The organism is Mesorhizobium sp. Root552, from assembly GCF_001427285.1.
Lineage (GTDB): Bacteria > Pseudomonadota > Alphaproteobacteria > Rhizobiales > Rhizobiaceae > Mesorhizobium.
On the sequence record NZ_LMFV01000006.1, the window covers coordinates 22,055 to 43,283 of the forward strand.

A 21,229-nucleotide genomic window follows, 5' to 3' on the forward strand; every position below is an offset into this window, starting at 1 on the left:
GTCAGTTCTCCAAGGTTGTGGCGGTATCGCCGGGGTTGGCCGGTTCGGCCTTCGCCTTGCGGCTGGTGACGGCCTTATTCGCCGGAGCGGCGGGTTCGGCCTTCGCCTCTTCGGCGTGGGCATGGTCGACAACGGCAAACTTCGTGGGATGACGGCTCATCAGTTCTTCGCCGAGCGACTTGCTGACGACGAACTCTTCGTTCGGGCGAAGACTGTCTGACTTCACCGAACTGATGCTGATCTGGTCGAGTGCTTTGAGTTTCATGACGATCTCCTTCGGCTCATAGAGACGCCGCCGAAGACTCAGCGGCGTCCTTGATCAACCGACCTCGATCAGAGGGCCAGCGCGTCGCTGAAGTCGCCCTTGACGAAGGACTCGGGACGGTAGACCGCGAGAGCAAGGCGCTCTTCGGCGCGGACCGTGACGAGGTTCTTGCGGAAGTTGTCGCTGTCCTCGGTGGACAGTTCGACGTTGGCTTCCTCGCGGTCGAAAATCTGCGCTCCGAGCTGGAATGCACCAGTCAGGAACTTGTCGACCGTCATGGCCTGCGTCTCGACCACCGGCAGGCGCCAGAGGCGAGGTTCAGAGCCACCCTGCGGATTGGCGAACAGATATGCGCCTTCGTCGGTCTTGGTCAGTTCAATGTCTGCCCAATCGGACGGGTGCATGACGATGCCGTTCGCAGGGTATTCCGCAAGGAAGGCTTGCAGGATAGCCAAGCGGATAACGTCGATCTTCGTCAGGTTGCCCGCAGCGGTCGGAACAATCGGCGCAACATAGGCCGAAGCCTGCGTATAGATGCCGTTGAGGTCCGTGCCGGCACCGCCGCCGTTGAGGAGCTGATTTTCCTCGACATAGCGCAGCCCGTAGCGCAGACGCCCGTCCAGATAGGAGCGGAGCTGCGGCACGTCGTCGAGGATCGACTTGTGCGCCAATACCCAGTGAGCAATCGTGGTGACGGCGGTGGTCACCAGATCGAACTTGATTTCAGACTGAGGCTTGGCAGCTCCGGAAGTCTCGGAAACCGTTGCAGCGCTGTTTGTGAAGCCCGTTTCCTTGACGTACTGGATCGCGTTCGACGAGGTGTTGCCGGGCGTAAGCAGGTCGCGGATCGTCATGCGACGTTCAGGCGGGGCGATGATGCCGGCCTGGCGCTGCGGAACGATCAGGTCACCCGCCGAACCATCTGCATCCGTGGTGAGAGAGGTGATGATCGCCTTCTGAGCCACGGAAATGCTGATCGATCCCTTCGACTTCTTTGAAGCGATGAACGCCTTGATGTCGTCGTTCTCGGTGACCATCTCGCCGAACGATTTACGCTTTTCGTTGCTGTGGTTGCCGCCGACCATCTTCTGTTCGAGTTCCGTCATGCGGGCTGAAAGATCGCCGTGCTTGATCAGGGCCTCGTCGGCAGACTTCTTGGTCTCTTCGGTGATCTTTCCGAGGTTCTTCAGCTCGGTATTGGTCTTTTCGGCCTGTTCCTTGACCTGATCGGCAGCCTTCTTGAGGTCTGCGGCGAGGGAGGTCAGATCGGTCTCGTTCGCGCCGCCGTCGTCAGACGGTGCAAAGCAGATGCGGGGCCCAATGGCGGAGGATGCGAGGCGAGCGATGCCGCCCGCAAGGATGCGGTTGGTGTTCATGGTAGTGGTTCCTTTGGATCAGGTGGCTGAGAATCCGGCCACTGCGGCACGTAGCGCCTTCAGGGCAGTGTCGGACGGTTGCTTCGCCTTCTCACCCTCGGACTCACTCCGAATGGCTTTCGCATAGCCGACAGAGGCGATCTGTACGGCCATGGCTTTCGGGACACCTGCCTCACGCAGGATATCCTCGAATTCCTTGACAGGCATGGGTTCGCCATCGCGGAGGCGACGGGCGAATTCGTCCATGCGTTCCGACTTCACCGCCTCGATACGAGCGCGGCGGTTGGCTGGGAATGAAACGGGGCTGATTTCCCAAAGGTCCAGCTTCTTCAGAATGCGGATGCCCTGTTCCTGATCGGCGTCGAGTTCGCGATAGCCGATGGAAAGGCCACGAACGGCCTTGTTCTTCATCAGGACATGGACCTCCTTGGCCCGCTGGACTTCGGTCAGCAGCCGGCCTTTGCCCCAAAGGCCCTTGGCGTCTTCTGCGAGGTCTTCCCACACGCCGATAGGCTCGTCCGGATTATGCTGCCAGAGCATGAGAACCGAAGTCCCCTCTCGCTTGTGGCGGGCAAGGCTCTCGACGAAAGCGCCGGGAACGACCTTTTCGCCATAGCTGTCGACATTGCCGAAAATCGAGCCGTAGCCTTCAAAGGTGCCGTCTTCCGAGAGGCCCTTGACCTCCAGGGTGAAATCCTTGGTTTTCAGCATTGGTCAGTCCTCGTGATCCAGCCGCAGCAGTTCTATTGGCTGGCGCTGAATGGTCGCTTTCATGCGCGCCGCGATCATCGCTTCGAAGTCACCACCGAAGAGAAGATTCATCATCGCCGAGCGGATTTGCTGTTCCGGCGTCACTCCGCCGGCTTGGTTGCCCAGCATCGACAGCGGAGCAAGGTTCGTCTGTGCCGTCAGTTCGTCGGACCCGGCGATATGCGGGAGGTTCATCTTCTGGCGGGCTTCAGCGCGGGTCATGACGCCGTTTTGAACCATCTGCGAAATGAACGCGGCCTTGGCCTGGCTGTCGGCCTGCAACAGGGCTTCGCGGTTGTACTCGGCGAAGTATTTCTTTCGTTCGACGGGTGAAAGCAGTTGTTTGTCGATGGCCTGTTCGATCCCGGTAAGAAGAGGGTCGAGGTCGAGCGTCACCCAGCCAAGCATGATCTGTTCGACGCCGCTGCCGAACATGGTCTGGCTCTTCGAAGTGTGTCCAACAAGAATCGGCGGGGTATCGAACCAGCGGCAGACATCCTCGACATTGAAGGCACGGCTTTCGAGTAACTGCGCATCGGCGGGCGACATCGACAGGGGTTCGAAGCTCCATCCTTCGGGAAGAGGCATAACCTTGCCGGTCTGCGAGGATCCCGCGAACTTTACGAACAGGTCGACCAGCTCTTCGCGCTGCTCCTTGTTCGATTTGACCTTGTCGCCTGCCTTCAGGAAGCCCGAGACTTGTAGACCGTGCTGGAAGGTCTTCGCCGCCGTCTCATCCGCGGCAAGCGCGAGACCCAAGGTGTGACGCCCGAAGCCGACGGCCGACAAACCGGTGTCTCCGCCGAGCGTAAGACCTCGGATATGGAAAATCTCTTGATCCGAATATTCCTTGGTTCCGTCGGTGTCGCTGAAGCGGTAGAGGCGCTTACCGTTCCTACGCGAAACGCTCATCCGGTCAGGACGAAGGAACCGCAAGGCCACGATCCTATCACCGACACGCTGCTTTTCCGCGTAGGCATTGCCCCACAGGTCGCGCGCCGCGATCATCGAGCCCCAAAATTCGGCCGGCGTCTGCTCCGCGTTCGGGCTTTCGTGCACCAGCTCGTAAAGCCAGTGGTTCTTGACCGGCATCGATCCGTCTTCGGTGCGCTCATGCACGTTGATCGGAAGCGCGCCGACCACACCTTGCTTTAGGCGTACGCAGCGCCATGCCGTCGACAAATTCAGCGTGGTTTCGGCATTCACCACCTTGCCGGCGTGATTGTCGAGGCCCCAGCCCCACTTGTCGGAAGGGGCCGTCAGCTTGACAGATCGACGTTCGAACAGGCCGAAGCCCGACTTGATGCGCTCGACGATGCTCATGCGCTCATTACCCAATTCTTGAGATATTCGCCGAGATCGTGATCAGGCTCCGCCGCCAACCAGCGCGCCAGCGCCATCATGTGCGCCACCGGGCCGTCGATCTTGTTTTGCTCGCGGTCCTTGCGGGGGTAGACGTTGTCCTTCGCATCGGCCTTGGCGACCACGTTCGACAGCATCCACGTAAACACCGGGTCGCCGTTGTGGGCGATCTTCAGCGACCGGATCAGCCCGTCCATCTGCTTCATGGCCGGGGAGAAGTTCAGTACCAGCGGGCGGACCTCAATCGTATTGAACCCTTCGTCCCGCAGCTCGGACATCATCATGTGAGCCTGATGGGGGTCGAAGGCGATTTCATCGAACATGAAGCCAGCATCACGCAGGCCAAGGATGTCGTCGCGGATCGTGACGTAGTCGATCATGTCGCCGTCGGTCTGCGTGATCCATCTCTCCGGGGCGTCGCGCCAGCCGCGATAATGCTGGTTTTCCGGCAACTCAATCGTTGCCTCGGGCAGGTAGTATTTCCCGAACCGGGCATAGCCGCCTTCATGTTCGAAGGTCAGTTCCATTGCCGCTATGTCGATGGTCGAAGCCAGGTCGAGCGCCAGAATGCCGCGCCGCCCCTTGAAGTCTTCCAGTTTCAATTCCGGCTTGACGCTCGCCTGCCACTTCTGGATGTCGAAATAGGCATCACGCGCCTGCACCCACATGTTGAGGTGCTTGGTCTTGAAGATGCCGATCTTGCGGGGGTTCTGCTTGGCGTCCCTCTGCCTGGCTAGAAGGAACTCCCCTTTCACACTGACATCGTAGTTCGGATTTGCCTTCCGCAGCGCTATTTCGCTGTCCCACTTGTCGTCCTTGTCGACGGTGTAGATCAGCGCAAAGAGTTCATCGTTCTCGACGATGCCTTCCAGAACCTTTTCGGCATCCTGAACCGCGGCAAAGCATGGTCCTGACAGGTTGTCACCTGCGGTGGTGATGATGAGCAGCAACGGTTGCTCGCGGGCACCCATACCCGTTTCCATCGTGTCGACCATCCGGTCAGTCGCATGTTCGTGGTACTCGTCGACGATGGCGCAGGACGGTGACGAACCGTCGCCTGGATCTCCAATCAGTGGCTCGAACTTCGACCCATCTGCCAAACGATGGATATTCTTCGCGCCGACCGTCACACCGTAGTGCTGGAGAAATGACGCTGTCTTCAACGCCATGAGCCGAGCCGGCTTGAACACCTCCCAAGCCTGCTTTTCCGTGGTCGCGCCCGAATACACTTCGGCGCCGTGATCGCCGTCTATCGACATCATGCCGAGACCCACGCCGGCCGCCCATGTCGATTTTGCGTTCTTGCGCGGTTCGAGGATCAACGCCTTGCGGAACCGCCTCAATCCGTCCTGCTTGCGCAACCACCCGAATATGCAGATGGTCTTGAAGCACTGCCACGGCTCAAGTTTGAGTTTTTCCGCACGTCGCGCCCACTCACCCTTGGTGTGAGGCAGCAGCTCAAGAAACCGGCACCACTTCTCTGCCTCCTTCGGATCGAACCGATAGGGGTAGTTGTGGCCCTTGCTCGATTCCAGATCGTCAAGATGGCGCTTGCAGGCCAGCACGACCCACTTGCAAGCCGGCATCTTCCCGGAAACGACCTCCTTTGCGTACCGGTTGCCAGCCTCGACGTGCGGAAATTCAGCCGGCGAGCGCGGCGAACGGGTTTTCTTCATCTGGCGTATTTACCGACACCTTCGACCGCGCCGCCGGCGACAGGCCGAATTCAGCCAGGAGTGATTGAGCATGGCGCATGGCCTCGCTTCGCTGCGCCACGGCAGGGTGGCCCTTGATCTGCTGACTCAAGATGCGCCCTTCATCGTCGTAGGCGACGTTGCTGACGAAGGTCCGCCCGCCGTCCTCGATAAGCGCCGTGCAAATCTCGACCTCTTCAAGCCGGGACGCGGCCAGCGCCAGCATGGCGGCATCCGAAGATGAGCCAATCCCCATCGGACTGATCACCGAAACAAGCTGTTCGAAGATTTCCGCCGCCCGAGCCGAGAGCCATTCCGGCGCGTCGGGCAGAGAGACCGCCGCCTTGGGCGCATTCGGGTTCATCCGGTCGGGACGATCCGTTCCGGCCACCACTTTGAGGTGGTCAGGTATCTTCTTTCTGCCGGCCATAAGTTATTGATCCTATTGACAAAACCGTGAAAATGGAGAAGATTGGCGCATCTCCTGCATTTTTGGTTTCATTTTGACGGTGCGAAAGTTTTGCCCCGAGCCGGTCTGACCCCCTTGGGCTCCCAACTTTCGACCCGCCCTCCCCATTGGGGTCGATATCAGCCCCGGCTCTCTTCCCGCTGCTTGGTGCTGGAGTGGCATCGCCATGGCGGCTGGTCGCAGAGCGATTGAAGCGGCTGGTTCCAGAACAGATCGTAATCGCCACGATGCGGGATAGGATGATCGGCTACCGTGGCGGCTGTGATGCGTCCCTGCTTCAGGCAGATGGCGCACAATGGTTCAGCGGCTAGTTGCGCTTCCCGTCTGGCCTGCCATCGGGACGTCTTGTACCAGCCGCGCCATTCCTGCTTGTCGCGTTGCTGGTCGTACTCGCGGCGCTGTTGCTTCCTGTCACCTTGGCCCGGTGGGCGGTGGACTGGTGGTCGGCTGGGCATGGGTGGCTGCTTACTCGACCTAAGCGAAAGCCGCCCGGTTGGACCCGAAGCGGCTTCAAAATTAATCCACGGTTTTCGTGGTTTTATGCGAGGCTTTCTATTGCCTTCCCACGGTTTTCGTGGGATAACAAATCACCGAAGCAATCCCGCTTCGGCAACTGGACTGGAGGTCCTCATGAGCATCAAGCTCACCTTCCAAGTCCGGATCGGCAGATGGAGACTGACACTCTCAATCAGCCGGTAACACCGGAGCCGGGTGGGGGTCCAAACCTCACCCGGTCCCGAATATAGCCAAAGCGAGGTTGCCAATCAATGACTGAACCGAAGAACGACCTTCACCGGCTTCGCCTTGCCATCATGACCACACAGGCGACGATGGCCGCGCATATGGGCGTACCGCTGCGAACCTACGAAGACCTAGAGACGGGCAAGTCCACATTGCGCCCTATCCATCTCAACGCGGCTCGGTGGGCTTGCGTATCCATTCAGTCGGCGGGCTTGGCTGGCCGCGCCACCCTTCCTGACGACGTGTTTGGCCCTATCATCGAGGCGGGGTTTGAATGGCGGCTGGCTGAATGGGGGCCGTGAAGCCTGTATGGGATGCGAGGCGGCGGGTTAGGTTTGTGTCAACGGTTTACCGCCATCCGCGTTGCCGAGGCTGGCCTTTGACGTTTGCCTCGCTACACCGTCTTGTGACGGCGGTTGAATATCAGGACGGGCCAGAACCATTTTAAGGGCACCTGAGTGCTCCACCGGCTCCCACCGTACCCATCACAGGCTTGGGCACTCATGTCCCACGGCTGCCGGCACTTTCTCCCGCTCTGGCTCGGGCGGATGATTAGGCCGCTTTAGCCTTGCCGTCCTGATCTCGATCCGCTCTCGCGGAAACTGGTTGCACAGGCACGATTCGAACGTGCGACCTCTTGGTTATGAGCCAAGCGAGCTACCGGGCTGCTCTACCGTGCGATAACCCAGCCGGGGACCGCCACACTGGCGACAAATCCGACCGGGATCAATTTGGACAGGCTGGCCGTTGTGCCGTTCGTGCTGGCGATCAACCCAGCCGGTTCCGGTTTTGCTCCCAGCCCTATCCCTTGCCGTTTCGAGCAAGGTACCGACTGCACGCAGCCGATGGGTCACTATTCGGAATTCTGGACACGAGCCGCCATTGCGCTCAAGGTTGGGATACCTGAGCCGGGGCTGCTCCGCTGGCATTGCCTTTCGGCCCCCAATCAGTCGAGCAAATCGTCCGCGCGCAGATATAAGTGATTTGCATCAATTCGACAACAGCATACTGCCCGCTGTGCACAAATCCACACTCAGGCTACTTTCGACTTCGGCTTCTTCGGCTCTGGAACAAGCTGCTCGGGCTCGAATTCAACAGGCACCATCCGACCGAATATGCTCACCAGTGCACGAACCCGGTCGTCGTGGGTGAGCTTGTCCACTTCCGCCAGGAATGAGACGAAAGGCCCTTCGGTAACCCTGAACTGGCTGCCGGTCTCGAAGCGGCGTTCGAGCTTGCTTCGCTCAGTTTCCCCACGAACCTGCTTTGCCGTCTTCGTATCGTCGTAGAGCCCTTCGAACTCGGCTGTCATCATGACCTCGATCACCGGCGCTGGGATCAGCAGCGGGCCAACTGCACCTGAGAGCGGGCCAACAACGCCATCTATGCCCCGGACCTCAGACCAGTTGTCCACCGGCTCCCCGGGGCGGGGATGAACGAGAAAAATATAATTCGGCATCAGCGGCGCTGACCTCTCTGTCAGCACCCGCAGGCGTCGGTTCTGTTTGTCGTAGCGGTGGCGCGGCAGATAAACATCGTAGCCGGCTTCCCGCAGTTCGGAAAAGATGCTGTCCGCCATGCCGCCCTTGACGCGCACGACGAACCAGCGGCGATCCTGAAGCGAGACAGCCAGGCAGTTAGGCACTTTGATCCTCAATCGTCCGCCCTCCAGTAGAGCTTGTATGATTTGGGTTTCCGGTAGAGGCGTCCTCCCCGATATTCGTGCGTGCCGTATTCGGCCCGCCGGATGACCGACCGTTGACGATGCTCGGCAAGGCGTGTTCCCGTTGGTCGCCACTCGATGATGGGCGCGTACCGCCAGAGTTCTTCGGGAGGTTCGATCTGGTACCAACGATCGTTGGTGCGGAAGAACCGGCGATGGCCTTGGTCGGTCGCCATGCCCTGATAGCTAAGGCGCAACTCGCAGATCATGCCGAACATGTCTTCGGTAAACGTCGAGATATGACGCCACGGGTGTTCGCGGTCGTAGCTAAGGCGCAACTCGCAGATCATGCCGAACATGTCTTCGGTAAACGTCGAGATATGACGCCACGGGTGTTCGCGGTCGTAGGCCTCTCGTGCTTGACGCTCTGCGATGGTCATATCAGCAGCACCGCAAGGACGATCAGCCAGCCCCAGCCATCATTACCGGAGCCCGCAACGTACGTTGCACCAAGGATACAAAGACCGATCAGATGAGATTTCGTGACGATCATTGTAGCAACCTCGACAGTTGGAAGTACGCATCCCTGACCAATTCGAAGCCGTCAGGCTGGTGTGTCATGTCCTTTCGGCGATTGGTCCATCCCCAACGATATCCGGGCGAATGGTTCGGTCCCGGTGGCGGATCGTCGGGACGGTGGTCACGATAACCGGCCACCACTTCATCAAGGTCGTAGGCCGCAACGTCCCATTCGTCTCGGGGAGGGAAGACGGTGCCAAGGTCGCTCATAGTGCGTAGCCCTCACCACGCACGGTCGCGATAGCGATGCCGAACGGCTTGAGTTTCTTCCTCAGCTTGCAAACGAACACGTCGATAATTCTTGGGTCAGGTTCTTCAAGCTGATCGCTGTAGAGCGATTGGAAGATCATCGCTTTCGACGCCATGGCGCGGGAGGCAAGGCAGGCATAAACCCGCTTCTCGGTTATGGTCAGCCCCCACTCAACGGGGATATCGACCGACGAGGGCGCAAGGATTTCTTCTAGTTGCCGCACCCGTTCTTCGAGAGTGTGAATGCGGTCCCGTTGGCGGTTGTAGAGGTCGTCGCTCACGGAGCCGCCCTCCGCTTCTTCCGGGTTTTCTTGAACCAGACTGACGCGAGGGCTTTCCAGAATTGGACCTTGTGCGTGGCCGCGAACACCTTGGCTTCATTCTCGGCCAGCATGCCCGCTGTCTCGATTTCCTTGGTGAGGTCTTCGGGCTCGAATTGGTCGCAGAACTCCGCGTCGGTCATCAGCAGTTCTGTCGCCTTGATATGGGCGTCTTTGATCGGCGCGAGCCCCGCGTTGGAAAGCACCTCAAGGATTTGCCGCGCCTTCAGGACCGAATGTTTTTTGACCAGTGCCGATATCGCGGAGATGGCGACGGTATCGCCCGCCTCGTAGCGGTGCGGCGTCGTCAGCAGAATTTTGACCTTTGCCCTTTCGCAGACGTTCTGAACGTCCTGAGCGTGTTCGTCACCCGCCGTTAGCGCGGCCTGATGAAGCTGGAGTTTGGTTACACCCAAGCGGTCAACATTCTGCCCGATGAACGCGGACGCCTGCGATTGCTGGTCTGGCGCTTCCACGATCTGGACGGGAATGCGATGCACGTTCGGATGACTGGCGGCAGCGATGCAAGTGTGCTGGCCGTCGATGACCTTCAGGACCTCGTTGCCGTCATCACCGGTTTCGAAGGCGCAGACCGGGGCGCGGAACTTGGTCCAGTCCCAACCCTCGATCATCTTCCTGATCTGGCGGATGCCGCGTTCGCCAATGTCGCGCTGGTACTGATCGTCCACGAACAGCGTTGAAGGATCAACGCTTTCGAAGATCGGTTCGCCGGTCGCCGGGGTGGTCGGCTTCAGGTCGTTGACGTTGATCGGATAAATGTGGCGAAGGGTCATGATATCCGCCCCTTCACCCTCTCGAACAGCCGGGAGGCTCGTTCGATGGACATGCAATGACGAGCCGCGAACCGCTCCACTCGCTCATCTTCTCGCTGGCGCCGATCACTTTCGGCGGTGACGAGTTCCATCAGGAATTTCATCCACAGCGGCGAGGCATCGCCAAGAACCTGATATTCTTCGTGAACGAGTAGGAAAAACTCATTCATGTCCTTGCCAGGAACGTCGTGAAGTCGCTCCAGCAGCTTCCCGGTGTAATCCTCCAGCCATGCTCCGAAGACATCACGCAAGCCAGTGGCAAGCGGTGACACTTCGTCGCCGTCGTCAGGCAGCTTTGACAATTCGGTCCGTGCCCAGTCACAGCGATCGATCTTGGCAAACTCAAGCAGCCATCCAGTGCGGATTTCCGTCAGGAACTCAGGCGTTGCAGACGTGACCGGCTCAGTTGCCATGAATTCTCCGAAAACCGCTTCAGGGGTAGACTTGGGGTCCACCAGCCAATCATCGAGAATGGCTCCGTTGCTGTTGTCGAAGCGCGCGCCCATTCGGTCTGCGCTCGGATCGTCCACCGATGCGACCAACACATCATCGAGTCCCCCGGCCGGGACATCGTTCCAGTAGATGATCGCCTTGTGAGCGGGAATGAGAATTCTAGTGCTCAAGGTCATGCCTCCCACACGGTCCAGCCTTGACCGTCGCTTGGTTGCAGAAGTTGTTCGGGAACGCGGCAGTCAGCAGCGCCGGGGAATGGCCCCCAGGACTCGACGTGCCACAGGTGTTTCTCGCGACCGAACGCTAGGCGCTTGCGCCAATCGTCGTCGGTAACGGCTCTGGCCGGAGACGATGTGGCAATCTCCACAAAGCCCTCGAAACGGCGTTCGTTGATGAAGGTCGTCGCATGCATGACAGGGTGGTCAGCCTTTGAGGCAAGAAACGACCGGTAGGCCGGTACCGCATCATGGCAGGCCTTGCGCTCTGCTTCGGTGAGTTTCTTCCACCCATCGAACGCCTTGAGCTTCGACATGTTCGGGGTTCGTGGGTAGCCCAACCAGAACGCTTCGAAGGCCTTCGAGTAGGTATTTTTCTTCCTCGAACTTCCTTCATCGTCCGAACTCGGTTCGGACATAGATTCTTTCTTCTCTGTATCTGTCTCTGTCTCTGGTCTAGCATCCGCTTGCAACGCGCTAGCATCTGCTTGCGGCGTGCTAGCATCCGCTTGCAGAATTTCGAGAAAACCACATTCAATCAACGGGTTGAGATTTGGGAGCCTGCCAAGGTAGGCCACTCGCCTTAGGTATGCGGGGTTGTCGGGAATAAAGCCGTTATTCCTCGATGCGACCAGCATGCACACAACTGCTAGCAACTTGCTAGCATCGTCTAGCGTCACCCAATCCTCGCTAGCAAGAAGCGCAAAATGCAGCTTGATCCACGGCGGATTGCGGTCCTTATAGTGCTGAAATTGTTCCCAATTCCGAACCTTAAGGCGGCGGGGCGACTTCATCAGAACCTCGCCGCATTTCTAACCGCGGAACAGGCGATATCCACAAAGAGCTTGACTGTCTTGGTGGGGCCGTTGCGCTGCTTGGCGATGATGAATTCAAGGTCGTTTCGGACATCGATCAGGCGGCTAAGGCGCTCGTCCTCTTTGTCCTTGTCCTTCCCCTTGGCCTTTTCGAGGTAGTACGCTTCCCGATAGAGGAAGGCGACCATATCGGCATCCTGCTCAATGGAGCCGCTGTCCCGAAGGTCCGACAGTTGCGGGCGCTTGTCGTCCCGGCTCTCCACCTGTCGTGAAAGCTGCGAAAGGGCTATCACGCCAAGACCGAACTCGCGGCCCATTTCGCGCAAAGCCCAAGATATCTCGCTGACCTCACCGACGCGGTTGCCTGCGTACCGCCCCGAAGGCCTTACCAGTTGCAAGTAGTCAACAATGAGGACGCCTAGCGGGTTGTTGCGTTTCGCCGCCAGTTCGGCCATGCGCTCGGCCTTGACCCGCATGTCCGTCACGGTCAGGCCGGATTGTTCCTCGATCCAGAGAGGTAGATTGTCGGCGTCCTGATTGACCCTGATGATGCTATCCAGATCGTCGGGCGTAACCGTTCCTTTGATGAGGTCGGTGTAAGGAATCTTGACGCCCCAGTCGTAGGCCACATCACTGAGCCGGCGCATTGCAAGTTTCTTTGCGCCCATCTCCAACGACAGGAATCCTACCCCTACGCCAGTTGCGGACGTGCGAAGCGCAGCGGAAAGCGCCCAAGCAGTCTTGCCCATCGAAGGCCTTGCGCCGACCACAACCATCTCGCCGGGGTGAATGCCGCCTGTCGCCTGATTTATGTCGGTGAAACCCCATGTGTGGCCTGTCAGGCCGGTGCCGCGAGCCATCGCCTCCCGTACGTCATCAAGGGCACCTTCTGTGGCGCTGTCCAGGGTGGACAGGGTTTTGCGGGTAGGGCCAGATCGGAGTTCGGCGGCTACTCGGTCCAGGTCGGCCGCGACACCTTGCAGGATGGTCTTTGGATCTGATGTGGCGTCGTGCGCAGTGTCTCGCAGCAGGCGACCAATCTCGGCTGCCTTAAGCCGTGCCCATTGCGCGACGACGGCCTTGGCTCCACGCTCAAGGCCTGATGGCCCAGCAACTGTCGCTGCCGCCAGATCAGCCATGTAAGCCATTGGCGACCGGTCCGTGACCTGACTAAACCGCAAACTGGCATCGTCGGGGATCAGACGCGCGACGATAGGCATGGTCGTTGACCCGTACTGTTCGAACGCTGCCCGGATTGCCCGGAAGATGATGCGGTGAACGTCGGGGACGAAGTGGTCATCCCGCAGGAAATGACCTATCTTGCGGAAGTCGCCTCCGAACAGAAGCGTTCCAAGCACGTCCTGCTCAATCTCGGGAACATAGGCCCCATCAGGTATTTCCTGCTTGATCTTCACTGGCTATCGGCCTCCGGCAGAGCGGAAGGCCGATAGGTGTTGGCGACATAGGTGTAAAAGAATGTGGCGAACGCCTTTCCGGCTGCGTGTGCGTCGGCCTTGTCGCCTGTTTCGATGGCCTTGGCCCGTAGGTCGCGCCACTCGATGAATGCGCGCTCCTGTTCGCCGTTCATGGCGTCATCTATCGAGCTCATTGCTTGATGCCCCAATGACGCCCGAAGCCGCGTGTAGCCATTGACGTGGAGTACCCGACGATCCGGCCGGCAGCGGCTAATCGGGCCAACGAGCGGCTGACCGACGCAAAGCTGACTTTCGTGCGTGGCAGGCCAAGGGCGTCCACAATGTCGCCAGTCCGGGGCAAGTGCCCGACCTTACCGCCGATAGGCTGACCGGAGGCGGTCAGGATATTGAGGATTTGGTGTTGAGCAGGGGAAAGGGCATGCCGGTTAACTTTCTTTCCCTTCGGGATATTGTTAACCGGGCTGGCACCGGCCCCCCTACCAAGCTTGGAACCGGGAAGGAAGATTTCGCCGTCGATCCCGCTCATGCCGCAACTCCCTCGCGCGGGTCGCGCTCATGCGTGTGCGAGGCGACGAGGAAAATCATGACTGACGCTCCACTCCGAAGAAGTCGTTCGGGGTGAGCAGACCACCTGTGAACTTGCACAGACGCCGCAGCGAATCGGCGGAAGGGGCGTTCTTATGTTGCTCAATGCGCGATACGGTCGCCTTCGAGAGCTTCGTTTCCTTCACTACGTCATCGAGCGTCAGTTTTCGCGCCTTGCGATATGCTCGGAGAGGATGCATGCAAATCACCGTTCGTTTCATCTTGCGCAACATAAGGCCAGATTAACCAGTTACGCAAGACGCTATCGAAAATTATCCCCGGCGCGTGTAAAGTTGCATTTAATGGAACTCATGGAGCGCGCGACATGTCGGTACGATTTCAAAAGACGGACAGTCAGAGGCGGCGACACTTCATAAAGGAGTGGCGACATCATCGCGGTCTGACGATGGATCGGCTTGCAGACAGGCTGGATATCTCAAAAGCTACACTGTCCAGAATAGAGAGCGGCAAGCAGCCTTACACGCAGGATACCTTGGAGGCGTTGGCCGATGCACTTTCATGCGAACCGGCAGACCTCATCATGCGTGACCCTACAGCGCCAGGCGCAATCTGGTCGCTTTGGGAAAGAGCAAATCCTGCGCAGCGCCAGCAAATCGAGAGCGTGGTACGCGCGCTTGTGGAGGCCGCATAGGGTCGCTGAGAGTAACTTGCTTTCAGCTAGATTTTTCAGCCACATAGCTCACAGTGCGTAACAAGTTACACACAGCGCAACGATTTTGGTTGCATCAGTTGGTTCGTTGAGTGTAACTTATCCCAAGTGATCCTCTTGGGAGTGACTGATTTGACCCTCCACATCAACCTCACGGTGAACCTGAAAGACGGCACCGAAATCAACGATCTTCCGGGCAAGGCGCTCGACCTCGCGCACGTGCATGAGGCGGTTGGAACCATCCTGGCCAAGGCCGAAGTCAACTCGACGGACTGGTCAAGCCTCGTCGTCGTGCTGGTGCCCGAGACGTACCCCACCGCGCTTGCCAAGGACATTGACCCGGATGGCACGTTTGAACGCGCCTATGCCGAGGTGGCCGGGACTGTAGTGGTCGATGAGCCGGTGCGCGGGGCGGACCTGAGCCAGCCCGAAACGGAAGTCTCTAAACCTTCTGAAACGGAAGGTTTCAACTATCCGACTTCGGCAGCGGGTCTATAAGGTCGAGCGATTCGGTTGCGCCAGCAGCTAGGGAAGTGCCGGGCGTGGATCACCGGCTATGAGGCAGGAAGCGGGAAGACCGTCCTTGAGGCAGACAGCATCCGRCAGGTGCAGCTYTTGCTTGATGCCATCACGAARGGTGARGCAGATGCCCGCGTGTGACATTGAAACCAAGCTGCGCAATTTTGCGCCGGTTGACATGGTGGGTCGGCTACGGTCCCGCCAATGCTGGGTTAGCTGGGCTATTGGAAAACCCGTCTATTCTTCGACCTCTTTGCCGGCGACGGTGGTCTACTCATCAGAACGGAATCTCGTCATCCAGATCGCGGCTTTTGGCAGGAACTTTTTTCGGCCAGTCAGGGGCAGCTACGCGGGCAGAGGTGAGGGCGGCTTTCATGGCTTCGCCGGCAGCAAAATAGTTGCTGGTCTTGGTTTGCTCATAAATCTCGACAAACTCATCGATCCGAGGCCAGAGCACTTCAACATATCCCGTCCGTATGTCCCCGGACTTAGTAAAAAAGAAGTCGTCAAATTGCTTCGCGAACGCAAGGCGTCTTTCTTCCTCGAACGTAGGATGGAGTTCGCTTTCCTGCGCGATCTTAAGCGCCCGCTCCCCCTCATATACGCTCCAGAAATCGCGCCATGTTCGGATTTCCCGGGTATTGCCGGCGTAGTCAAGCTCAGTCGAAATATTGGCACGGTTGGCAGCGTCGGAAATGGCTCGTTCTACCACGGTAGTGATAGACTGCCCCCGAAGGCGGGCGACGAAATCGAGCATAAACCGCGTCTTTGGGTCAAGACGGATCGTCAGTGTTTCGCTCTTGGATGGCCGTTTTCCCATGTGCACCCTCAACGTTATGCACATTTCTTACACGTAATGCACAGCGAGTGCAAATACCGCTTGACGCGTTCATCCGTTAACCCTAACAATTCGTACTGCAAAAGCGGTGCAAGAACGAAAGGAGAAGTGCAGTGAATGAGCCGCAAGCGCGACCAGAGCAAGAACATCGCCGGATAGGGACTACATTCACCGACGACGAACTGGCTAAAATGGATGAGTGGGGCTTTGCCCGCAAAATCCGCAGCCGGTCCGAAGTGATCAGGCAGCTAGTCCGCGAGGGTCTTTCTTCCCAAACGAAAACGGCGACCACCGAGCCTGCCAGGGCAGAGTGATCGCCGTCTGAAATGAAAAGCCTCTGCCAGGAGGCTCCCCGTAATCACCAGCATGGAGTGCAAAGTGATACATCTATTAGATAGGAATCTGCCGTCGATTTCAATTGGCGGCATCGATATCCAGAAAATCACGTACCGAGACGAGCCTGTCGTCACGTTCGCAATTGTGGACGAGGTTCACCAGCGGTCAAGCGGAACCGCAGGACGAAACTTTCGGGAGAACAAGACCCGCTTTGTGGAAGGAGAAGATTTCGTAGAAATAGGTNGTTGATCGGAGCAAAGGGCACATCGAAAGCCGAGCCGAGACGAGCCTGTCGTCACGTTCGCAATTGTGGACGAGGTTCACCAGCGGTCAAGCGGAACCGCAGGACGAAACTTTCGGGAGAACAAGACCCGCTTTGTGGAAGGAGAAGATTTCGTAGAAATAGGTTCCGACGAAATTCGTCGCGACCTTCCCGAAGGCGTCTTTTCCAAGTTCGCGCCCACTGGCACCCTTCTGACCCGGCGCGGCTATCTCAAGCTCACCAAGCCGATGAACGAYGACCGGGCGTGGCAGGTGCAGGGGGAAATGATCGACCGGTATTTCGCGGTCGAAGCGTCGAAGGCGATGACGCCGGCAGAAATGCTTYTCGAGCAAGCCCGTATGATGGTCGAGGTCGAGCGCAAGCAAGCAGCGCTCGAAACCGAACAGGTCGAGCAGTCCAAGCGGATTGCAACGACKGAACGTCGCCTTGATCAGATCGAGACGGCCACCGACCATTTCACATGCGTCGGCTATGCCCGCTGGGCSAAGCATGTGTCGATCGATCTGAAGGAAGCGGCAGACCTTGGCCGCAGGGCWACGAAGCGCTGCCGCGAAATGGGAATYCCCATATCGAAAATTCCCGATCCGCGGTTCGGCTACGTCAACCAGTTCCCGAAGGCCATTCTTGACGAGGTATGGGCCGAGAAATTCGGCGCGCCYGCTTAACCGAACAACGGCGCGGCTGGCCCGCGCTCCCCCGATCCAGTTTGGAGAAATCCCCATGAACACGAACGACGCCACGCGGGCGACCGCTAGAGCTTTGCCTGANAACAACGGCGCGGCTGGCCCGCGCTCCCCCGATCCAGTTTGGAGAAATCCCCATGAACACGAACGACGCCACGCGGGCGACCGCTAGAGCTTTGCCTGATATTTTCACCGCACTCGACATTCTTAACCGGGCCTGGAGCCAGGTTGAGTTGATCAACATGGCCGCAGAGGCGTCGAACGTCACCGGCGAAGCTGGTAATGCTATCGCTTGGGGCTGCATCAGCGTCCAAGAGCAGCTTGATCAGGTCAAAGCGTTGCTAAACGCCGATGATAAAGAGCGCGGCGACGGCACCCTTACGAAAATGCTTGTCGTCTACGAAGCAGCCCGCGACCGGATTAACAAGCATGACGACAACGCCACCGTCGAAGACGTGGGCGAAGACCTGAAGTCAATGACCGGTGCCGCGTTGCGCATTATCGGCTATCGCGCCGTTACCAAATTCGATCAGCGGCGTAGGGCAAAGTTCCTTGCCGAGTACACAGACGGCACGATGCTGACCGAAGCCGAGCAAGATGCGCTTGTTGCCTCGCTGATGCCGGAAGGCGGTGCAGCATGAGCAAACTCACCCTCAGCGACGTTCAGACGCAAAGCGGCGGGCTGCATAGCTTGCTCTATATGCTCTACGAAGCCTCCTGCGATCTGGACTACACTTCCGAGAAGCCCGGCGCTACCGACGCAGCGAACCGGGTCAACCACCTCATCATCCTTGCCCGCGACGAAGCCGAACGACTGGACACGGCTATTGGCGAATGCATCGACAATGAGAACGCCAAGGCGCGCGCCAACAGGGCGAAGATCGCACCAGCCGATGCCCCGGCTTTCGACGTGCGCCATCTGACTATGGATGGCCTCTATAGCGTCTATGACGCGATAACTACTGTCCATGAAGTCGTGAACGCGATGTGCTGCCAGCCCCGTTTCAATACCGACAAGGACAACGCGCCTGCTCACGGCACGTTGATGGGAGAACTCGCAGATTTCTTTTCTGACATTATGGAGCGCGTCAGAAGGGAGGCAACTACACGCATCCCGACCAGCGATAACGACAGGCAGAGAAAGTTCTTCTTTGTCGCGGAACAGTACACGGACGGCCTCTGTGATCCAGAGTACGCAGTCACCGGACTGAAGAAGGAACTTGCCAAGATCGGGGGTGCGAAATGAGCGCTCCCATCGACACCTGCACCTTGATCGCCCAGCATCGCATCGCATTCAAAGCATGGTGCGATACTAGCGATGAGGAATGGGACACGCCCGCAGCCTTAGCCGCTGGCGACCTGATGGACGCTGCCCATGACGCTCTGTTCAATCATCGACCGGCAACACTCCAAGAAACTCGGGAGAAAGCGATCTACATGGCGTCCTGCCGCTCTTTCCTTGAGTGGGACAGCATTGAGAAAATCAAGCTTATTGAAGCGCTGACGCCGGCAGAACCTTCAGCATCAACCAAACTTCAGGCGGCAATCGACGCGTTCTTAGAAGCGAAGCGGGCCTACGACGCGGCGATTGAAGGAGGTGGCGACGGTGAAGGCCCGGAATGGGATGTTTACGAGGCGACCGAACACGCCGTCATCAGCTATCCTTGCCAGACCATCGAAGACGTTCGGCTGAAGGGTCAGTTCTTTCTCGATAAGGCAGGGCCGAACGACACGCTGCGCAACTGCTTCAGCAGCGAAGGCCCGACCCTTGACCGGTTCCTCCGCTCGCTCCTGGGCGAAGGCGGTGCGAAATGAAGTTGGCCAGCACCGTATTTGACAATCCCATAGATGAACTCGCCCAAGTCAGGGACGAACTTCGAGTGGTCTGGCTTGCTCTCGGCAACGACACGGACTCCGAAGGCTATCTCTTGGAAGTAAGGGAACACGTCAACGGGATAGCGAACCGCGTTAGCGACATCGTAAAGCACCTGAACGCAAAAGGCGGTGCCCAATGACCGCTCCCAAGGAAACCAAAAACCGCTTTGGACAGGGCCACTACACAGACCCCGTTTATGCCGTTTCAAATCTGTCTTCGCTATTCTCGGTCTGCGCTATCGCACTGGATGGCCTCTCCGATTATGACGAAGCGCACCAAGAGCGCGGGTTGCAAGACGTAAAGCACACCTTGGAACTTTGCGCAGTGCTAGCCGTCGATGTTGCAATCCATGTGGAAAAGGCCCTGGCGAAAGGCGGTGTCGAATGAAGCCGCTCCGCTATTCCATCGCCATCCTGATCATGCGCGGTGCTGGCCTCGTTGCCGATCTGGTCGCGCCTGAAATCAAGGAAGACGCACCGGCGCGGTTGCCGATGCGTCCAGTCGAGCAAATGCTTCTCGGCTCCATCGTCAGCCTGTCGATCTGCGCGTTGTGGATCTGGTTCAGCGCGAGGGCAGGGCGATGAACAACCCCGATAGAGCCGTTGAGTTGGCGCAATTCCTTCATGAAGCGCAAGGCATGAGCGCCACTGAGATGCAGGCCGAAACTGTGCGCCGGTGGCCTGACCTCACACAGGATGAACTCCAACGCGGCGTGAAGATTGCTATGGAACTCCTGCAATCCGATACAGCCGAGCATCAAGCCGAAGCTGAGGCCATTCGTGCAGAGTTGGCTAGGCGGGAGCAGGGTCGATGAAGCGGGACCCGGTATTGCTTCCGCCGACGCTTGCACCGCGAGGGCTGACCCGAGACGAGGCAGCGGCCTATCTCGGAATCGGCGCGACCTTGTTCGATGATCTGGTGAAGGCCGGGGCGCTTCCGGCTGCCCGCAAGTTGCGTGGCGCGGTGCGATGGGATCGCTTGGAGGTTGACGCAGCGTTTGAAAAGTTGCCACGTAATGGCCCTGAACCGGCCCGCGATCCGCCGCCTGACGATCCGTGGAGCCGACCACGTGCCTGAGGTGCCATTGGAAATGCAAGTGAAGCTGCGACACGTCAACCGTGAGGTGGACCGACACAATGTCGTGCGTTTCTACTATCGCAAGGGAAAAGGTAGGCGGATACCGCTTGAAGGCGAGCCGGGAACCGATGAGTTCCTGGCCTCGTACGAGCGCGCCAAGATGACTGACGCGGCACCGAAGGGAAAGACGCCGGTCAAGGTCAGGGAGGTGCGCAAGAACACCCTACGGTGGCTGTGCGTCGAGTATTTTGGCAGTGCCGAGTTCAAGTTGCTCGACCCAAGGACGCAGAAGGTGCGCCGGCAAATTCTGGAACACTGCCTTGATGAACCGGTGGAACCGGGCAGCCAGCACCTGTTTGCCGATTATCCGCTGGACCGAATAACCCCAAGGGCCATCAAGGTCTTGCGCGACAGGAAGTTGGGAGCGCCGGAAGCGGCTAACTCGCGCGTCAAGGCGCTGCGACAGGTTTTCGCCTTCGGGCTGGACGAGGAAGACGAACACGGCAATGCGCTGGTGGACCGGAACCCGGCCCGCGACGTGTCCTACTTCGACGGCAACTCGGAAGGCATTCATGCGTGGTCGCTGGCAGAGGTTGAGCAGTACGAGAAGAAATACCCTACAGGGACGAAGGCGCGACTTGCACTCGACCTCCTGCTATACACCTGCCAACGTCGATCCGACGTGGTGAGATTTGGTCGGCAGCATGTTCGCAATGAGGTTTTGACGTTCACACAGTTCAAAGGCCGCAAGCGCAAGCCCGTAACCTTGGAGCTACCAATCATTCCCGTACTGCGGAAATCCATCGACGCCACCAAGACCGGCGACATGACGTTCCTGATTAATGACCTGAACCGCGGCTTCAGCGATGCCGGATTCGGGAACAAGTTCAGGGAGTGGTGCAATAAGGCTGGATTACCCCAATGCAGCGCCCACGGCCTGCGCAAAGCCGGGGCCGCCCGTCTCGCGGAACTTGGCTGCACAGATCGCCAGATCATGGCCATCACCGGCCATCTGACCGAAAAAGAGGTGACCCGCTACACCCGTTCGGCCAACCAAAAGGTGATGGCAAAGGCAGCCATGAAGCGGCTTGCCAAGAACACGCGGTGAACGAAAATCCCTAACCTTTTGCCCTAACCCTGTC

Annotated in this window: 30 protein-coding genes, 1 tRNA gene and 1 pseudogene; 13 read left to right on the forward strand and 19 right to left on the reverse strand. The window is 58.6% G+C overall.

Translation table 11 applies throughout. The features are described 5' to 3' along the window. Position 1 precedes the first annotated feature (1 nt). The 7 genes from ASD50_RS03545 to ASD50_RS22905 form a co-directional block, all read right to left on the reverse strand. Positions 2–265 carry a hypothetical protein gene (locus ASD50_RS03545; protein WP_056236311.1) on the reverse strand — a complete coding sequence of 88 codons (264 nt, stop codon included), beginning with the start codon at positions 263–265 and terminating at the stop codon, positions 2–4. 68 nt (positions 266–333) lie between these two features. Beyond that, positions 334–1,641, reverse strand: coding sequence for a phage major capsid protein (locus ASD50_RS03550; RefSeq protein ID WP_082549475.1), 1,308 nt, complete (start codon positions 1,639–1,641; stop codon positions 334–336). 18 nt (positions 1,642–1,659) lie between these two features. Continuing rightward, positions 1,660–2,349 (reverse strand): HK97 family phage prohead protease, encoded by a 690-nt coding sequence (locus ASD50_RS03555; protein WP_056236485.1) that lies wholly within the window; start codon positions 2,347–2,349, stop codon positions 1,660–1,662. A 6-nt stretch (positions 2,350–2,355) separates the two neighbouring features. Further along, on the reverse strand, positions 2,356–3,714 hold the full coding sequence (locus ASD50_RS03560) for a phage portal protein (protein WP_056236313.1): 1,359 nt from the start codon (positions 3,712–3,714) through the stop codon (positions 2,356–2,358). After that, entirely contained in the window at positions 3,711–5,429 is a 1,719-nt protein-coding gene (locus tag ASD50_RS03565) for a terminase large subunit (protein ID WP_056236315.1), read from the reverse strand. Before ASD50_RS03565 ends, ASD50_RS03560 begins: the two co-directional genes overlap by 4 nt. After that, entirely contained in the window at positions 5,395–5,877 is a 483-nt protein-coding gene (locus ASD50_RS03570; protein ID WP_056236318.1) for a phage terminase small subunit P27 family, read from the reverse strand. The genes ASD50_RS03565 and ASD50_RS03570 overlap by 35 nt, the downstream gene beginning before the upstream one ends. 158 nt (positions 5,878–6,035) lie before the next feature. Continuing rightward, positions 6,036–6,371 (reverse strand): HNH endonuclease, encoded by a 336-nt coding sequence (locus tag ASD50_RS22905; protein ID WP_156464924.1) that lies wholly within the window; start codon positions 6,369–6,371, stop codon positions 6,036–6,038. A gap of 312 nt (positions 6,372–6,683) precedes the next feature. Here ASD50_RS22905 and ASD50_RS03575 point away from each other — a divergent pair, with 312 nt between their 5' ends. Further along, the gene (locus ASD50_RS03575; protein ID WP_056236321.1) at positions 6,684–6,959 is read left to right on the forward strand and encodes a hypothetical protein; all 276 of its coding nucleotides are present in this window, start codon (positions 6,684–6,686) and stop codon (positions 6,957–6,959) included. A gap of 301 nt (positions 6,960–7,260) precedes the next feature. Here ASD50_RS03575 and ASD50_RS03580 read toward each other — a convergent pair. The 11 genes from ASD50_RS03580 to ASD50_RS24205 all read right to left on the reverse strand — a co-directional run bounded on the left by ASD50_RS03580 (position 7,261) and on the right by ASD50_RS24205 (position 14,038). Beyond that, positions 7,261–7,337: transfer RNA gene (locus tag ASD50_RS03580), tRNA-Met, on the reverse strand. Between the two features lie 353 nt (positions 7,338–7,690). Next, positions 7,691–8,314 carry a transcription termination/antitermination protein NusG gene (gene nusG / locus ASD50_RS03585; RefSeq protein WP_056236323.1) on the reverse strand — a complete coding sequence of 208 codons (624 nt, stop codon included), beginning with the start codon at positions 8,312–8,314 and terminating at the stop codon, positions 7,691–7,693. Beyond that, a complete protein-coding gene (locus tag ASD50_RS03590; protein ID WP_056236325.1) occupies positions 8,311–8,760 on the reverse strand; it encodes a hypothetical protein in 450 nt (149 codons plus the stop codon). The genes nusG and ASD50_RS03590 overlap by 4 nt, the downstream gene beginning before the upstream one ends. Positions 8,761–9,105: 345 nt before the next feature. After that, complete coding sequence (locus ASD50_RS03595; protein ID WP_244484417.1) at positions 9,106–9,429, reverse strand: helix-turn-helix domain-containing protein; 324 nt, start codon at positions 9,427–9,429, stop codon at positions 9,106–9,108. Continuing rightward, entirely contained in the window at positions 9,426–10,262 is an 837-nt protein-coding gene (locus ASD50_RS03600; RefSeq protein ID WP_082549476.1) for a hypothetical protein, read from the reverse strand. The genes ASD50_RS03595 and ASD50_RS03600 overlap by 4 nt, the downstream gene beginning before the upstream one ends. Further along, a complete protein-coding gene (locus tag ASD50_RS03605; protein ID WP_056236328.1) occupies positions 10,259–10,939 on the reverse strand; it encodes a hypothetical protein in 681 nt (226 codons plus the stop codon). The genes ASD50_RS03600 and ASD50_RS03605 overlap by 4 nt, the downstream gene beginning before the upstream one ends. Then, a complete protein-coding gene (locus ASD50_RS03610; RefSeq protein WP_056236330.1) occupies positions 10,927–11,763 on the reverse strand; it encodes a hypothetical protein in 837 nt (278 codons plus the stop codon). Before ASD50_RS03610 ends, ASD50_RS03605 begins: the two co-directional genes overlap by 13 nt. Then, the gene (locus ASD50_RS03615; protein ID WP_056236332.1) at positions 11,763–13,199 is read right to left on the reverse strand and encodes a replicative DNA helicase; all 1,437 of its coding nucleotides are present in this window, start codon (positions 13,197–13,199) and stop codon (positions 11,763–11,765) included. The genes ASD50_RS03610 and ASD50_RS03615 overlap by 1 nt, the downstream gene beginning before the upstream one ends. Further along, positions 13,196–13,393 (reverse strand): hypothetical protein, encoded by a 198-nt coding sequence (locus ASD50_RS03620; RefSeq protein WP_056236334.1) that lies wholly within the window; start codon positions 13,391–13,393, stop codon positions 13,196–13,198. Before ASD50_RS03620 ends, ASD50_RS03615 begins: the two co-directional genes overlap by 4 nt. Then, a complete protein-coding gene (locus tag ASD50_RS03625) occupies positions 13,390–13,746 on the reverse strand; it encodes a MarR family transcriptional regulator (RefSeq protein ID WP_056236337.1) in 357 nt (118 codons plus the stop codon). Before ASD50_RS03625 ends, ASD50_RS03620 begins: the two co-directional genes overlap by 4 nt. A gap of 55 nt (positions 13,747–13,801) precedes the next feature. Next, entirely contained in the window at positions 13,802–14,038 is a 237-nt protein-coding gene (locus ASD50_RS24205; protein ID WP_056236339.1) for a helix-turn-helix domain-containing protein, read from the reverse strand. Between the two features lie 92 nt (positions 14,039–14,130). On the opposite strand from ASD50_RS24205, the gene ASD50_RS03635 reads away from it, so the two are divergent. Both ASD50_RS03635 and ASD50_RS03640 read left to right on the forward strand, forming a co-directional pair. After that, complete coding sequence (locus ASD50_RS03635; RefSeq protein ID WP_056236341.1) at positions 14,131–14,457, forward strand: helix-turn-helix domain-containing protein; 327 nt, start codon at positions 14,131–14,133, stop codon at positions 14,455–14,457. A gap of 150 nt (positions 14,458–14,607) precedes the next feature. After that, positions 14,608–14,973 carry a hypothetical protein gene (locus tag ASD50_RS03640; RefSeq protein WP_056236343.1) on the forward strand — a complete coding sequence of 122 codons (366 nt, stop codon included), beginning with the start codon at positions 14,608–14,610 and terminating at the stop codon, positions 14,971–14,973. Positions 14,974–15,271: 298 nt separating this feature from the next. Here the strand turns inward: ASD50_RS03640 and ASD50_RS03645 are convergent, their stop codons facing one another. Then, the gene (locus tag ASD50_RS03645; protein WP_156464925.1) at positions 15,272–15,814 is read right to left on the reverse strand and encodes a hypothetical protein; all 543 of its coding nucleotides are present in this window, start codon (positions 15,812–15,814) and stop codon (positions 15,272–15,274) included. A 396-nt stretch (positions 15,815–16,210) separates the two neighbouring features. Here ASD50_RS03645 and ASD50_RS03650 point away from each other — a divergent pair. The 10 genes and pseudogenes from ASD50_RS03650 to xerC form a co-directional block, all read left to right on the forward strand. Continuing rightward, positions 16,211–16,411, forward strand: a 201-nt coding sequence (locus ASD50_RS03650) for an ORF6N domain-containing protein (protein WP_210168924.1), incomplete at its 3' end; no start/stop codon positions are given. A 48-nt stretch (positions 16,412–16,459) separates the two neighbouring features. Continuing rightward, positions 16,460–17,116, forward strand: a pseudogene (locus ASD50_RS03655) (ORF6N domain-containing protein); the annotation flags it as partial. 655 nt (positions 17,117–17,771) lie between these two features. Next, positions 17,772–18,380 carry a hypothetical protein gene (locus tag ASD50_RS03665; RefSeq protein ID WP_056236352.1) on the forward strand — a complete coding sequence of 203 codons (609 nt, stop codon included), beginning with the start codon at positions 17,772–17,774 and terminating at the stop codon, positions 18,378–18,380. Next, a complete protein-coding gene (locus tag ASD50_RS03670; protein ID WP_056236354.1) occupies positions 18,377–18,949 on the forward strand; it encodes a hypothetical protein in 573 nt (190 codons plus the stop codon). The genes ASD50_RS03665 and ASD50_RS03670 overlap by 4 nt, the downstream gene beginning before the upstream one ends. Next, positions 18,946–19,149, forward strand: coding sequence for a hypothetical protein (locus tag ASD50_RS03675; RefSeq protein ID WP_056236356.1), 204 nt, complete (start codon positions 18,946–18,948; stop codon positions 19,147–19,149). Before ASD50_RS03670 ends, ASD50_RS03675 begins: the two co-directional genes overlap by 4 nt. Next, complete coding sequence (locus ASD50_RS03680; RefSeq protein ID WP_056236358.1) at positions 19,146–19,397, forward strand: hypothetical protein; 252 nt, start codon at positions 19,146–19,148, stop codon at positions 19,395–19,397. Before ASD50_RS03675 ends, ASD50_RS03680 begins: the two co-directional genes overlap by 4 nt. Further along, positions 19,394–19,594: a hypothetical protein gene (locus tag ASD50_RS03685; protein ID WP_056236360.1), complete on the forward strand. Its 201-nt coding sequence runs from the start codon at positions 19,394–19,396 to the stop codon at positions 19,592–19,594. Before ASD50_RS03680 ends, ASD50_RS03685 begins: the two co-directional genes overlap by 4 nt. Continuing rightward, the gene (locus tag ASD50_RS03690; protein ID WP_056236362.1) at positions 19,591–19,824 is read left to right on the forward strand and encodes a hypothetical protein; all 234 of its coding nucleotides are present in this window, start codon (positions 19,591–19,593) and stop codon (positions 19,822–19,824) included. The genes ASD50_RS03685 and ASD50_RS03690 overlap by 4 nt, the downstream gene beginning before the upstream one ends. Further along, positions 19,821–20,087, forward strand: coding sequence for a helix-turn-helix transcriptional regulator (locus ASD50_RS03695; RefSeq protein ID WP_056236365.1), 267 nt, complete (start codon positions 19,821–19,823; stop codon positions 20,085–20,087). The genes ASD50_RS03690 and ASD50_RS03695 overlap by 4 nt, the downstream gene beginning before the upstream one ends. Then, complete coding sequence (xerC, locus tag ASD50_RS03700; RefSeq protein ID WP_244484418.1) at positions 20,080–21,195, forward strand: tyrosine recombinase XerC; 1,116 nt, start codon at positions 20,080–20,082, stop codon at positions 21,193–21,195. Before ASD50_RS03695 ends, xerC begins: the two co-directional genes overlap by 8 nt. Positions 21,196–21,229 lie beyond the last annotated feature (34 nt).